The following is a 13,349-nucleotide window of genomic DNA, read 5'->3' as shown; positions in this document are numbered from 1 at the left end:
ACCGGATTCGGTGCTCGCGCCCTTCGGCGTTCGTGGGGTCGCGCCGGATCAGATCTGCCGCTGGTACGGGTGCGGCTCGTACTCGGCCGGGTGCTGCGGCGCCGCGTGCTGCGGGGCATGGACCCGGGGGATGCGGCTGGGCCACCAGTTGGCCCGGCCCAGCAGGGTCATCAGCGAGGGCAGGATCACGATGCGGACCACGATCGCGTCGATCAGGACCGCGGCGGCCAGGCCGATGCCCATCTGCTTCATGTCCAGCATGCTCAGCGTGCCGAAGACCACGAACACCGAGACCATCACGATCGCCGCGCTGGTGATCACGCCGGCCGAGCTGGTGATGCCCCTCTCGACCGCGGCCTTGGTGGACATGCCCTGCATGGCCGCCTCACGGATCCGGCTGACCACGAAGACGTGGTAGTCCATCGACAGGCCGAAGAGCATAACGAACAGGAACAACGGCAGCCAGGAGATGATCGCGCCGCTGGAGTTGAAGTCCAGGATCCCCTCGGCCCAGGTGTGCTGGAAGACCACGACCAGGAAGCCGAACGAGGCCAGCGCGGAGAGCAGGTTGATCCCGATCGCGGTGAGCGCCACGACCACCGAGCGGAACGTCACCGACATCATCACGAAGGTCAGCAGCAGCACGAACGCGATCACCAACGGCAGCTTGTCCTGCACGTGGTCGGCGAAGTCCTTGTTCGCGGCCGTCTCGCCGGAGACCGCGAACTCCGCGCCGGAAACCTTGCCGACGGTGTTCGGCAGCACGCTCTCGCGCAGTTGCTTCAGCGCCGCCTTGGCCTGCGTCGAGCTGGAGATGTGCGGCACGGTCACGTCCACCTTGAACGCGCGCCCGTCCTTCGAGACCAGCACCTCGACCGGGTCCTGGGTGAACAGCGGGTTGTTCCGGGTCTGCGCGACCGCCCGGTCCAGCGCGGCGCGGGTCTCCTTCTCCTTGCCGACCGGAGCCAGCGCGACCAGGTTGTACGGGCTGTGCTTGCTCGGGTACGCCTCGGTCATCCGGTCGTAGGTCTGCATCGTGGCCATCGAGCGCGGGAAGTCGTCGCTGGAGGTGTTCTGCAGCTTCATCCCGAAGGCCGGCAGGGCCAGCGCGCCCAGGGCGATCACCGACACCGCGAGGGTGATGGCGGGGTGGTTCAGCGCGGGACGCAGCAGCGCCTTCCATACGCGCGGCTCGCGGTCCTCACGGGCGGTCAGCCGCCACAGGATCGGGATCCGCGGCCGGTCGATCCGGTTGCCCAGCTTGGCCAGCAGCGCGGGCAGCACGGTGAGCGAACCGATCATGGCGACCGCGACCACGATGATCCCGCCGGTGGCCAGGCTGGAGAAGACCGCGTCGTCGGCGATGTACATGCCGGCCATCGAGACGGCCACCGCGATCGCGGAGACCACCACGGCGTGCCCGGAGGTGGCGGCGGCGATCTCGATCGCGTCGATCCGGCCGCGGCCCTTGGCCCGCTCCTCCCGCTCACGCTTGACGTAGAAGAGCGAGTAGTCGACGCCGACCGCCATGCCCATCATCATGATCACGCTGGAGACGGTGCCCGAGTCGGGGAAGACCGAGGAGGCGAGGCCGTACAGGCCGATCGAGGCGCCGACCGCGGAGATGGCCAGCAGCACCGGCACCGCGGCGGCGATCATCGCGCCGAACGCGACCATCAGGATGACCAGCGTCACCGGCAGGCTGAACAGTTCGGCCTGGCCGAGGTCCTTGCCGATCTGGTCCTGGATGCCCTTGCCGATCGACGCGTCGCCGATCTCCTCGACCCGCAGGTCCGGGTGCGCCTTCTGGACGCTCGCGGTCGCCTTGAGCAACGGGTCGATGTGGTCCTGGGCCTTGTCCGCCGACCCCTTCATGGTGAGCGGGACCAGCAGCGCGCGCCCGTTCTCGGCCGGGATCGGCGCGGCGACGTCGGCGACCTCGGGCAGCGCCCGCAGCTTCGCGGTGACCTCGGCGGCGACCTTGTCGGCCGCGGCCCGGTCCAGCGTGCCGTTCTTCGCGGTGATCAGCACATTCTCGCTCGCGGCGGCGTCGAGGCCGTACTGCCGGGAGATCTCGTCGGCCCGGCCGGACTGGCCGTTGCCCATGTCCGCGTCGGTGGTCTTCTCGGTACCCGCCATGCCCCCGACGACCAGGCAGATGGCGACGAATGCGATCCACATGGTGATCGCCCGCCACGGGTGGGTGGCGCTCCATCGTGCGACGCGAACGGTCGCCGGCTGCTTGGCCATTGTCAGGTCCCCTCGTGTTCCACTGCGTGTCCCGCTGACAGTTCGAGTCTGTCGGCGGGACGCTCGCGGAACACTGCGCCGGGGCCCCGATCCGGGGTGGGTCCAGACCCACCCCCGGGTGGGCGCGGACACCGTGCGAATACGACGCCGGCACCGCCCGGGTGGGGCGATGCCGGCGTTCGCGGGAGGGCGGTCAGACCCGGGTGGACTCCAGGTCGTGCAGGATCCCGCTCGCCTGCTCGACGATCCGGGTGATCAGTTCGGCGCACGAGGGCAGGTCCTCGATCACGCCGACCACCTGGCCCGAGGCCATCACGCCCAGGTCCGGACGGCCGTCCACCATCGCGGCCTTGAGCAACATCGGCGTGTTCGCCGCCATCAACACCTGCGGCCAGCTCAGCCCTTGCGACTTCTTCATCGCCAGGCCCTCGCGGACCATGTCGGTGAGCCTGGTCCCGCTGAGCTTTTGGAAGCGCACCGCGTTGGCGATCGAGCGCGGATAGCGGGCGAGCACCGAGCGCTGTTCGAGCCGCTTGACGAAGTCGGTCGCCAGCACCCGGTGCGGGACGCCGTCGACCTCCTTGGACACGATCGTGCCGTTGACGTCGGTGGCCAGGTAGACGTCCTTGACCGCGTGCCCCACCGGGCTGTCCGAGGTGAGCAGGAAGCGGGTGCCCATCGCGATCGCGTCCGCGCCGTACGCCAGGGCGGCGACCAGGCCGCGCCCGTCGAAGAAGCCGCCCGCCGCGATCACGGTGACGTCGCTGCCCCGCAGGACGTCGGTGACCTGCGGCAGCAGCAGCGTGGTCGGGATCGAGCCGGTGTGCCCGCCGCCCTCGCCGCCCTGCACGATCACGCCGTCGACGCCCCACTCGGCGACCTTCTGCGCGTGCCGCTTGGCGCCGATCGAGGGCACCACCAGCATGCCCAGATCGTGCGCCCGCTTGATCAGGTCCTTCTTCGGGGCCTGTGCGAACGAGGCGACCTTGACGCCCTCACGGCCCATCAGGTCGATCCGCTCGGCCGCGTCCGGCGCGTCCGCGCGCAGGTTGACCGCGAACGACTTCGCGGTGCTCTTCTTGACCGCCGCGATCGCCGCGACCAGTTCCTCGTAGGTCATCGTGGCCGACGCCAGGATGCCCAACCCGCCCGCCTCGGCGGTGGCCGCGACCAGTTGCGGGTAGGACACGTACCCCATGCCGGTCTGCACGATGGGGAAGTCGACGCCGAACTTCTCGGTGAACGCGTTGCGCAACGCCGGGTGCGGGCCGGCCGCGGCGCTCACGCCGGCACCTCGCGCGTCCGCATCCCGCGCGGGTCGAGCACGTCTCGCACGATCCGCAGTTCCTCGTTCGTGGGCACCCGCGAGGTGGGCACCTCGCTCGGGATCACCAACTCGAAGCCGGTCGCCTCGACGACCTCATCGACGCTGACGCCGGGGTGCACCGAGCGCAGCCGCATGACCTTCGCGTCGGTCTCGAAGTCGAGCACGCACAGGTTCGTGACGACCCGTCGGACCTCGTGGAAGCGCCCGGCGGAGCCCACCTCGGCGGCCCGGTCGTAGCCGACGCAGGAGACCATGTCCACCTTCGGCGTGAGCACGCGCGCCGAGTGCTTGGGGATCCAGTAGCTGGTGGTGTGGTTGATCGTGTTGCCCGGCCCGCCGCGCGACCCGAGCACCTGGCGCTTGGGCTTGGCCCAGTCGCCGATCGCGGAGATGTTGGCGTTTCCGTGCCGGTCGATCTGCACCGGGCCCATCATCACGTGCCGCCGACCCGAGGCGAGCACGTCCAGCACCTGGCGGTAGGGAATCCAGCCGACGACGGCGAACTCGTCCGGCGTGGCGCCCAGTCGGGCGTCGCCCTCGAAGAAGTACGACTCGCCGTTGGAGAGCATCAGGTCCGGCTCGAACGTCGCGCGGGCCAACCGGGCGCCGATCGTGGGCACGGCGCCCATCGGGCTGCCGATGATCTCGCCGTCGCCGCGGAAGCAGTCCGCGACGGCCGCGACGCACACGTCGGCCCGGGTGGCCTCGGTCAGGGTCTCGGTGCTCACTTGGCCGTCTCCTTCTTGAACTCCGCGACGGCGGCCTGATATGCCGCTTCGTTCTCCACCTCGAGGAATCGCCGCTCGAACGCGGCCCACGCCTCCGGGTCGGCGGCAGCGGTGACGTAGGCCTTCTGGAACGCCTCGTCCCGGCCGTACTCCGGCGGACACTCGGTGAAGTGCGCGCCGTTCGGCGCCTCGACCACACCGTGCGTCATGTAGCGGTGCACGGTCAGCGTGTGCACACAGCCGGCCGCCTTGAGCAGCTCCTCGCTGGGCACCACGCGCTCGGCCGAGACGTACGCCTTGTCGGCCGCGAGGCAGAACAGGTCGTCCATGAACTGGTCGGGGCCGGTCAGCGCGGCGTTGCCGCGCTCGTCGGCGACGTTCGCGTGGATCAGCGCGACGTCCAGGTTCAGCGCGGGCATCGCGACCAACGTCTCGTCGCCGTACGGCGATTCGATCGTCCTCAGGTGCGGCGAGACCTTCAGGATGTCCGAGCCCAGGCCCGCCCGGGTGGGCAGGAACGGCAGCCGCTGGGCAGCGGCGCGCAGGCCGGTGAGGAACATGCCCTCGTCGTATTCGACCGCTTCGACCAGGCCGTTCTCCCGGACGTGGCGGAAGTTGGGCTCCAGCGGGATCGAGTCGAGCGACACGAACGCGTAGACGAGCTTGCTCGCCTTGCCCGCGCGGGCCAGCAGGCCCACGTCGGGACCGCCGTAGGAGACGACGGTCAGGTCCTTGAGGTCGGACCGCAGGATGGCCCGGACCAGGGCCATCGGCTTGCGCCGCGAGCCCCAGCCGCCGATGCCGACGGTCATCCCGTCGGAGAGCTGTGCGACGACCTGATCGGGCGTCATGCGCTTGTCAGCCATGGATGGTTGCTCCCGTATCTACTTCGAGGTGTCCGCTTCGCGACCCTCGGTACCGTGCTCGCCCGGGGGACGACCCCCGGACCCCCGGCAAGGGCTCGTGGCGGTCACTTGGAGGTATCGGCTTCGCGACCCTCGGTGAAGGCGTCGCGCAGTTCGTCCGACACACCGGTCAGGTTCAGTTCGAACGTGAAGCCCTGCTCGTAGCGGTACGAGCGCTTGACGTCGACCGGGTCGATGCCGTTCAGCGACGCCTTCGCGGCGCGGATGACGGTCGGGCTCTTCGCGGCGATGGCCCGAGCCACCTCGAACGCGGTCTCGACCAGCTTGTCCCGGTCGACCAGCTTGTAGATCGAGCCGTACGCGTGCAGTTCCGCCGCGGGGGCGTTCTCGGACGTGTACACCATCTGTCGCATCCGGTGCTGCGGGACCAGACGGGCCAGGTGGGTGGCCGCGCCGAGCGCGCCCCGGTCCACCTCGGGCAGGCCGAAGAACGCGTCGTGCGACGCGACGATGATGTCCGCGTTGCCGACCAGCCCGATCCCGCCGCCCACGCAGAAGCCGTGCACCGCCGCGATCACGGGCACCTCGCAGTCGTACACGGCCGCGAACGCGTCGAAGCAGCCCTTGTTGGCCGCGACCAGCGCGTCGAAGCCCTCGGTGTTCGACATTTCCTTGATGTCGACGCCGGCGTTGAAGCCGCGCCCTTCGGCCCGGAGCACCACGGCCCGGACCTGCGGGTCGCGGCTCGCGTCGCGGAGTCGGTCCGCGAGCTCGAACCAGCCGGCGACGGTGAGCGCGTTGACGGGGGGTGCGTCCAGCACCACCTCGGCGATGCCCTCACGCACCTCGTAACGGATAGCCATGGCAACCAGATCCATTCGGCCGCGTGTGTCGGATCGGCTGATCACGTACCCGTGTACCGGCGGGTGCGGCCGACGCGGCCGTCCGGTCGTGAGAGGCACATCACCACCCGATCTGACTGATCGTCAGATTTCTGCCACCATAGTTGACCCCGAGCGACCCACGCCAGACGGACCGAGCGTGGCGCCCACGACACCGCAGCCCGTCAGGAGCAGGCCATGACGTCCTCCCCCAACCCGCTCGACATGAGCGGACGCGTCGTTCTCGTCACCGGTGGCGGCAAGGGGATCGGACGGGGCATCAGCGAGCGCTTCCTGGCCGCCGGCGCCGACGTCGTGGTCTGCTCGCGACGCGAACCGGAGACCCTGCCCGGCTCCGGCGGACGCACCGCCGCGTACACCCCCGCCGACGTGCGCGACCCCGACACGGCCTTCGCCGCAGTGCAGTTCGTCGAGGAGCGCTTCGGTCGACTGGATGTGCTGGTGAACAACGCGGGTGGCGCGCCGCAGACCGACGCGGCCACCGCGTCGCCCCGGTTCTCCAAGGCGATCATCGAGCTGAATCTGCTCGGTCCGCTCTATTTCGCCCAAGCAGCCCACCGCTTGATGCACCGTCAAGAAACCGGCGGGGTGATCGTGAACATCTCCAGCGTGAGCGGCGTGCGTCCTTCACCGGGCACCGCGGCCTACGGCGCGGCGAAGGCCGGGATGAATTCGCTCACCCGCTCGCTCGCCGTCGAGTGGGCTCCCAAGATCCGAATCAACTCGGTGATCGTGGGCCTGGTCCGGACCGAACAGGCCCACCTGCACTACGGGGACGAGGCGGGCGTGCAGCGCGTCGCGGACACGATTCCGCTCGGTCGGATGGCGGATCCGTCGGACGTCGCGGACGTTTGTCTGTTCCTCGCGTCGCCGATGTCACGGTACGTCAGCGGAGCCGAACTGCTCATGCACGGCGGCGGGGAAATGCCCGCTTTCCTCCGTGCGGCGGACAGCGAAACCGATCATGCGCCCGTAAACTGACGGCATGACAGGACAAGTTCGCACCGTCGACGGCCGCGTCGCCGGGCGACGCGGACAGGCGACGCGGCAAAAGCTGCTCGACTGCCTCCGCGAGATGCTCGACACGTCTCCGTACCGGGACGTCAAGGTCATCGACGTCGCCCGTATGGCAGGCACCTCTCCCGCCACCTTCTACCAGTACTTTCAGGACGTCGAGAGTGCGATCCTCGAGATCGCGAACGACATGGCCAAGGACGGCCAGCGTCTGAAGACTCTCGCCGAGGACCAGAACTGGGCCGGCAAGGGCGGCTTCGCCGCCGCCGAGGCCCTGGCCGACGGATTCCTCGACTTCTGGCGGGACTACGAGCCGATCCTTCGCGTCGTCGACCTGGCCTCGGCCGAGGGCGACAAGCGCTTCTACAAGGTGCGCCAGAAGATCCTGACGGCGGTCACCGGTTCGCTGACCGAGGCCATCGAGAACATGCAGGCCAAGGGCAAGGTCGGCGACGACGTGCACCCGAACGCCATGGCGGGCACCCTCGTCGCGATGCTCGCGGCGGTGGCCGGGCACCAGAAGGGCTTCGAATCCTGGAACATCAAGATGAAGGACGTCCGTCCGGCGCTGTCCACGCTGGTCTACATGGGCGTCACGGGGAAGAAGCCCCCGACGCGTTAAGCCTGTCGGCGAGCGGGAGCCCGACGAACGCCCCGGCCTTCGGCCGTGTTGCCCTCAAACGCCGGACGGGCTGATTATCAGCCCGTCCGGCGTTCGGGTACACATGTCAAGCCCGTCCGGCGTTTGCGGACACCAGGCCGCAGGCCGGCCCGCGCCTAGATTCCCGCGAGTTCCGCGATCCGCTCCCGCTGCGCGCCCCGGTCACCGAACAGGTGCGCGGACGTGATGGCCCGCTTCAGGTACAGGTGGCAGTCGTACTCCCAGGTGAAGCCGACGCCGCCGTGCAGTTGGATCATCTCCTCGGCGACATGCCGGTACGCGGCGGTCGCCGTCGTCATCGCCAGCGGTGCCATCACCGACAGTTCGCCGGGCGACGCGAGCCCCGCCGCCTCCGCCTCGCAGGCCGCCCACGCCGCGTAGTACAGCGCCGAACGGGCCGTCTCCACCTCGACGTACAGGTCCGCGCAGCGGTGCTTGATCGCCTGGAACGAGCCGATCGGCCGGCCGAACTGCACGCGCCCCTTGGTGTACTCGACGGTCGCCTCCAGGCACCGCGCGGCGCCACCGACCGCCTCGGCCGCCACCGCGATCTCGGCGAGCGCCAGCACCCGCTCCAGCGCCGCGTCGGCCCCGGAAGTGCCCAGCAGCCGGGCGGGGGTGTCCACGAAGGTCAGCCGGGCCTGCTTGCGGGTCTGGTCCAGGGTCGGCAGCGCCGCCCGGGTCAGCCCCGCGGCGTCCCTGTCCACGGTGAACAGCGCGAGGTCGCCGCCCTGGTTCGGAGCGCCCCCGCCCTCGACCCGTGCCACCACCACGATCAGATCCGCGATCAGCCCGTCGATCACGTGCGTCTTGACGCCGTCCAGGCGCCACCCGTCACCGTCCGCCCGCGCGACCGTCTCCACCGCGCGTACATCCCGCCGCCCCGGCTCGGCCAGCGCCAGCGCGCCGAGCGTGACGCCCGCCGCGATCCCCGGCAGGTACTCCGCCCGCGCGGCCTCGTCGCCCGCGTGCGTGAGTGCGTACGCCGTCAGCACCGACGACGCCAGGAACGGTGAGGGGAAAAGCGAGCGGCCCATCTCTTCCAGGGCCACCACCAACTCGGTGAAGCCGAAGCCGACCCCGCCGTACTCCTCCGGAATCGCGAGACCGGCCAACCCGGTCTGTTCGCACACGCGCCGCCACACCGTGGCGTCGTAGCCCGTCTCGGTGGCCATCACGGCCCGCACTGCGGGCGAGTCGCTGTGCTTGTCGAACACGTCCCGGAGTGCTCTGCGGATCTCCTGCTGCTCATCGCTGAACTCGACGTCCACGTACCGCAACTCCTTGGCACTCATGTCGTGCGGGTCGGGACGGTTGCCCGGCCCGAGTTCCGGTCGGCTCCATTGACGATCCGGCAGCCCGCGAGCACCAGTATCTGACACACCGTCATACCTTTAGAACATTGCTTTCGTCACACCTCTGAAACGTCGCGTTACCCCGGGCGTGTCGTGTTGTGTGGCATACACCATCCCCACGCCGACTACTTCGCGCGCAGGCCGAAGGGACCCGTTGTGACCGTTCTCGCCCAGGTGCTTCACGAGGCCGCCCGACGCTTTCCCGAGCGGCGGGCCCTCGTGCACGGCGGAAGCGGGTTCACCTACGCGGGGCTGGACGCGGTGACCGACCAGGTCGCCGCCGGACTGGCCCGGCGCGGCGTGCGGCCGGGTCATCTGGTCGCGCTCGTGCTCCCGTCCGGGCTCGAGTACGTGGTCGCCTACACGGCGCTGGCCCGACTCGGCGCGATCACCACCGGGGTGGGCCCGCGCTACACCCCCGCCGAGCGCGCCGCGATCCTGGAGCGGGCCGCGCCGGACCTGGTGCTGGTCACCGAGGACCTGGCCGAGGGCGTCCCGGCCGGCCCCGAACTCGTCCGCTGCGTACCGGCGGCCGACGCGCACGGTGTCTGGGCCGACCTTCGGCTCGACGAAATCCCGCCCGCGCCGCCGGTGACCGGGGACCGGGAGCCGGACCTGCCCGAGACGGTCGTGTTCACCTCGGGCACCACGGGCACGCCCAAGGGCGCGCTGTTCACCTCCCGCCAGATCGCCGCGATCACCGCGATGGACACCGGCGACCGCTGGGGCGAGGGCGGCCCGCAACTGGTCGCCACCGGCCTGCCGCACGTCGGCTTCATGACCAAGTTGGCCGGCTACCTCAAGATGGGCGCGACCCTGCACCTGCTCGGCCGCTGGCGGGCCCAGGACGCGTTGCGCCTGGTCGCCAGGGAAAAGATCCCCTACCTCGGCGGCGTGGCCGCGCAGGTCTCCCTCCTGCTCGGCCGTCCCGAGTTCGACCGCTACGACCTCACCCACGTACGCGGTCTGATCGTCGGCGGCGGGCCGTCCCCCGCCCCGCTCGTGCACGAGGCCCGGACCCGGTTCGGGGCGGGCTACTCGATTCGCTACTCGTCCACCGAATCCGGCGGGCTCGGCACGCTCACCGCGTTCGACGCCCCCGACTCCGAGGCGTTGTTCACGGTCGGCCGCCCCCGACCGGGCACCGAGTTGGAGATCCGCGACCCGCGGACCGGCACCGTCCTGCCGGCCGGCGAGGAAGGACAGATCTGCCTGCGCTCGCCCGCCGTGATGGCGGGCTACTGGCGCGACCCGCGGGCGAGTGCCGCCGCCCTCGACGGCGACGGTCGGCTGCGGACCGGCGATCTCGGCCGGATCGACGAGGCCGGCTGCCTGCGGATCACCGGGCGGATGACCGAGATGTACATCCGCGGCGGATACAACGTGTATCCGCAGGAGGTGGAGGCGGTACTGCTCGACCATCCCGACGTGGCCTCCGTGGCGGTGGTGCCGCGGCCCAGTCGGGTGATGGGCGAGATCGGCGTCGCGGTCGTGGTGTCACGTGCCGCATCCGAGCCGTCACTGGCCGCGTTGCGAGAGTTCGCGGCCTCACGATTGTCCGCCCACAAGCTCCCCGAGGCGATCCGCATCGTGCCGGCGCTGCCACTGACCGGGATGGACAAAGTGGACCGCAGATCCCTGACGGAACGCGAGAAGTCCTTCGGGGACGTTTAGTAACCGCGCGATGACCAGCAGATATCCGCAACATGTTTGACCAAGTCAGCAAATGTCCAGGTGATCGGACAGATGCGTCGGGACCGGGCCGGTGAGACAGTGGACAGCCCTGACGTCCCATCAGCAAGCTAACTGACTAACCGTCAGCTCGATTCCAGTGTCGATCGGATCTGGCGGCGACGAAAGATCGAAAAAGGGACGGGCGCGATGATGCTTCACGACAGCAGAGGACACCACTTCCCGGGGCACACTCGAACCAGCGTCACCGTGAACGCGGATCCGTCGGCCGAACTCGACGTGACCGGCCGACCACTCGCGCTCCGCCCCGCAGACCTGGACCGCTTCTTCCGACCACGCACGGTGGCGGTGATCGGCGCCTCGGACACCGAGGGCCGGCCCGGTGCCCGGATCACCGCGCAACTGACCGCGTGGGCCGACCGGGTGGGCGCACGATTGTTCCCGGTGAACCCCAAGCACGAGCGCATCGCCGGCCGACCGTGCCACGCGGACATCTCGGCCGTCCCCGAACCGGTCGATCTGGCCGTCGTTTTGGTCGGCGACCCAGCCGAGGTACTCGAGCAACTGGCGGGCGCCGGCGTGGGATTCGCGGTCGTGTTCGCGTCCGGCTTCGCCGAGGCGGGTGCCGCCGGGGCCGAGGCGCAGGCCAGGCTCGCCCAGCTCACCTCGGGCGGCTCGCTGCGCCTGTTGGGGCCGAACACCAACCTCAACGCGTTCGAGGAGTTCCGCACCGACCTGGAGGGTCCCTCGATCGCGCTGATCACCCAGAGCGGCCACCAGGGCCGACCGGTCTTCGCGGCGCAGGACATCGGCATCCGGGTGTCCCACTGGGCCCCGGTCGGCAACGAGGCCGACCTGGAGATCGCGGACTTCATCCGGCACTTCTCCGACCAGGAGGAGGTAGGCGTGATCGCCGCGTACGTCGAGGGGTTCAAGGACGGCCGCACCTTCGCGCTGGCGGCCGACCACGCGGCCCGTCAGGGCGTACCGGTGGTGGTGGTCAAGGTCGGACGGACCGAGACCGGCGCGCGGATGGCCCAGTCGCACACCGGCAAGCTGACCGGCGGCGACCGCACCGCCTCGGCGGTGTTCCGGCAGTACGGGGTCACCCGGGTCGACGGCCTCGACGAGTTGATCGACACGTCCCAACTCTTCGCGCGCACCCGGACCCCGCTCGCGCAGGGGGTCTGCGTGTACTCGATCTCCGGCGGCACCGGCGCGCACATGGCCGACCTCGCCGCCGCCGAGGGCCTGTCGGTGCCTCGGCTGGACCGCTCCACGCAGGAACGGCTGCACGCGTGGATCCCGCCGTACCTGACCGTGTCCAACCCCGTGGACAACGGCGGGCACCCGGCGGGCGACGAGCGTGGCCGCAAGATCATCGACACGATCCTGGCCGACCCCTCGATCGGCGTGCTGGTGTGTCCGATCACCGGCGCGTTCCCGCCGATGAGCGACCGCCTCGCACAGGACCTCGTGGACGCGGCGGAGGCGACCGACAAGGTGGTCTGCGTGGTCTGGGGTTCGCCGGTGGCCGACGAGGACGCCTACCGCGAGATCCTGCTCAAGTCGAACAAGGTGGTGGTCTTCCGCACCTTCGGCAACTGTGTGCGGGCGTTGCGCGCCTACTTCGACTACCACCGCTTCCGCACCCAGTACTCGTCGCCGTTCGAGGACGTCCCGCGCACCGCGTCGCCGGCCGCCGCGAAGGCCAAGCGGCTGCTGTCGTCCGGCAAGCCGCTGTCCGAGCACTCGGCGAAGCAGTTGTTGCGCACGTACGGGATCCGGGTGCCGCGCGAACAGCTCGTCACCTCGGCCGCCGCCGCGGTGCGCGCGGCCGGGCTGATCGGCTACCCCGTGGTGATGAAGGCGTGCGGCCCGCAGTTGCCGCACAAGAGCGACCTGGGCCTGGTCAAGCTGAGCCTGCGCTCGGCGAGCCAGGTGCGGGACGCGTACCGCGAGATCACCGACGCGGCCAAGGAGGCGGGCACGGGCCGCCTCGAAGGCGTCCTGGTCTGCCAGCAGGTCGACCGGGGTGTCGAGATGGTCGTCGGCATCTCGCACGACGACCTGTTCGGCCCGACCGTCTCGGTCGGGCTGGGCGGCATCTTCGTCGAGGTCTTCGACGACATCGCGATCGGCGTGCCGCCCTTCGGCGCCTACGAGGTCAAGCGCATGCTCGGTGAACTACGCGGCCTCAAGTGTCTCCAGGGCATGCGCGGCCAGCCCCCCGCCGATCTGGACGCACTCGTCGACGTGGTCATGCGGGTACAGCGCATGGCGCTCGAACTGGGCGGCGAACTCGCCGAGTTGGACATCAACCCGCTGATGGTGATGCCCAGGGGCGGCGGCACGGTCGCCTTGGACGCCCTCGCGGTGGCCCGCTAGGACCCTGCGGGCCGGGCTTTGCGACGCGGCGCCCCCCGCCCGAGGGTCGGGGGGGGGCGCCCCCCCCCGGGGGGGGCCCCCCCCCCCCGGGGGGGGGGCGCCCCCCCCCCCACCCCCCCCAACGCCCCCCCAACCCCCAAACCCCCCCGCCCCCGCAAGCCCAACA

Annotated in this window: 10 protein-coding genes; 4 read left to right on the top strand and 6 right to left on the bottom strand. The window is 70.3% G+C overall.

Annotated elements, in window-relative coordinates:
- Nucleotides 1-48: 48 nt before the first annotated feature.
- The 5 genes from ACIBSV_RS26095 to ACIBSV_RS26075 all read right to left on the bottom strand — a co-directional run bounded on the left by ACIBSV_RS26095 (nucleotide 49) and on the right by ACIBSV_RS26075 (nucleotide 6,034).
- Nucleotides 49-2,250, bottom strand: a complete 2,202-nt coding sequence (locus ACIBSV_RS26095; RefSeq protein ID WP_395866995.1) for an MMPL family transporter — start codon at nucleotides 2,248-2,250, stop codon at nucleotides 49-51.
- A gap of 193 nt (nucleotides 2,251-2,443) precedes the next feature.
- The gene (locus ACIBSV_RS26090) at nucleotides 2,444-3,535 is read right to left on the bottom strand and encodes an NAD(P)H-dependent flavin oxidoreductase (protein ID WP_395866993.1); all 1,092 of its coding nucleotides are present in this window, start codon (nucleotides 3,533-3,535) and stop codon (nucleotides 2,444-2,446) included.
- Nucleotides 3,532-4,305: a CoA-transferase subunit beta gene (locus ACIBSV_RS26085; RefSeq protein ID WP_395866991.1), complete on the bottom strand. Its 774-nt coding sequence runs from the start codon at nucleotides 4,303-4,305 to the stop codon at nucleotides 3,532-3,534. The genes ACIBSV_RS26090 and ACIBSV_RS26085 overlap by 4 nt, the downstream gene beginning before the upstream one ends.
- Nucleotides 4,302-5,171 (bottom strand): CoA transferase subunit A, encoded by an 870-nt coding sequence (locus ACIBSV_RS26080; protein ID WP_395866989.1) that lies wholly within the window; start codon nucleotides 5,169-5,171, stop codon nucleotides 4,302-4,304. The genes ACIBSV_RS26085 and ACIBSV_RS26080 overlap by 4 nt, the downstream gene beginning before the upstream one ends.
- Before the next feature lie 104 nt (nucleotides 5,172-5,275).
- The gene (locus ACIBSV_RS26075) at nucleotides 5,276-6,034 is read right to left on the bottom strand and encodes an enoyl-CoA hydratase family protein (protein WP_355533169.1); all 759 of its coding nucleotides are present in this window, start codon (nucleotides 6,032-6,034) and stop codon (nucleotides 5,276-5,278) included.
- 216 nt (nucleotides 6,035-6,250) lie between these two features.
- Between ACIBSV_RS26075 and ACIBSV_RS26070 the strand changes: the two genes are divergently transcribed.
- Both ACIBSV_RS26070 and ACIBSV_RS26065 read left to right on the top strand, forming a co-directional pair.
- The gene (locus ACIBSV_RS26070) at nucleotides 6,251-7,054 is read left to right on the top strand and encodes an SDR family oxidoreductase (RefSeq protein ID WP_395866987.1); all 804 of its coding nucleotides are present in this window, start codon (nucleotides 6,251-6,253) and stop codon (nucleotides 7,052-7,054) included.
- Nucleotides 7,055-7,058: 4 nt separating this feature from the next.
- Nucleotides 7,059-7,709: a TetR/AcrR family transcriptional regulator gene (locus tag ACIBSV_RS26065; RefSeq protein ID WP_395866986.1), complete on the top strand. Its 651-nt coding sequence runs from the start codon at nucleotides 7,059-7,061 to the stop codon at nucleotides 7,707-7,709.
- 155 nt (nucleotides 7,710-7,864) lie between these two features.
- On the opposite strand, the gene ACIBSV_RS26060 is transcribed toward ACIBSV_RS26065, so the two are convergent.
- Nucleotides 7,865-9,043 carry an acyl-CoA dehydrogenase family protein gene (locus ACIBSV_RS26060; RefSeq protein ID WP_395866984.1) on the bottom strand — a complete coding sequence of 393 codons (1,179 nt, stop codon included), beginning with the start codon at nucleotides 9,041-9,043 and terminating at the stop codon, nucleotides 7,865-7,867.
- 216 nt (nucleotides 9,044-9,259) lie between these two features.
- On the opposite strand from ACIBSV_RS26060, the gene ACIBSV_RS26055 reads away from it, so the two are divergent.
- Both ACIBSV_RS26055 and ACIBSV_RS26050 read left to right on the top strand, forming a co-directional pair.
- Nucleotides 9,260-10,777, top strand: coding sequence for a class I adenylate-forming enzyme family protein (locus ACIBSV_RS26055; RefSeq protein ID WP_395866982.1), 1,518 nt, complete (start codon nucleotides 9,260-9,262; stop codon nucleotides 10,775-10,777).
- Between the two features lie 210 nt (nucleotides 10,778-10,987).
- Nucleotides 10,988-13,183, top strand: a complete 2,196-nt coding sequence (locus ACIBSV_RS26050) for an acetate--CoA ligase family protein (protein ID WP_395867040.1) — start codon at nucleotides 10,988-10,990, stop codon at nucleotides 13,181-13,183.
- Nucleotides 13,184-13,349: the final 166 nt, after the last annotated feature.

It is taken from the genome of Embleya sp. NPDC050154 (genome assembly GCF_044460165.1).
Lineage (GTDB): Bacteria > Actinomycetota > Actinomycetes > Streptomycetales > Streptomycetaceae > Embleya.
The sequence above is the reverse complement of the archived record's forward strand: the minus strand, read 5'-3'. Positions and strand labels throughout refer to the sequence as shown.

Excerpts from the sequence above, each read along its gene's own strand:
- ACIBSV_RS26095 (WP_395866995.1), bottom strand. The coding sequence starts at position 2,250 with ATGGCCAAGCAGCCGGCGACCGTTCGCGTCGCACGATGGAGCGCCACC.
- ACIBSV_RS26080 (WP_395866989.1), bottom strand. The coding sequence starts at position 5,171 with ATGGCTGACAAGCGCATGACGCCCGATCAGGTCGTCGCACAGCTCTCC.
- ACIBSV_RS26075 (WP_355533169.1), bottom strand. The coding sequence starts at position 6,034 with ATGGCTATCCGTTACGAGGTGCGTGAGGGCATCGCCGAGGTGGTGCTG.
- ACIBSV_RS26070 (WP_395866987.1), top strand. The coding sequence starts at position 6,251 with ATGACGTCCTCCCCCAACCCGCTCGACATGAGCGGACGCGTCGTTCTC.
- ACIBSV_RS26065 (WP_395866986.1), top strand. The coding sequence starts at position 7,059 with ATGACAGGACAAGTTCGCACCGTCGACGGCCGCGTCGCCGGGCGACGC.
- ACIBSV_RS26060 (WP_395866984.1), bottom strand. The coding sequence starts at position 9,043 with ATGAGTGCCAAGGAGTTGCGGTACGTGGACGTCGAGTTCAGCGATGAG.
- ACIBSV_RS26050 (WP_395867040.1), top strand. The coding sequence starts at position 10,988 with ATGCTTCACGACAGCAGAGGACACCACTTCCCGGGGCACACTCGAACC.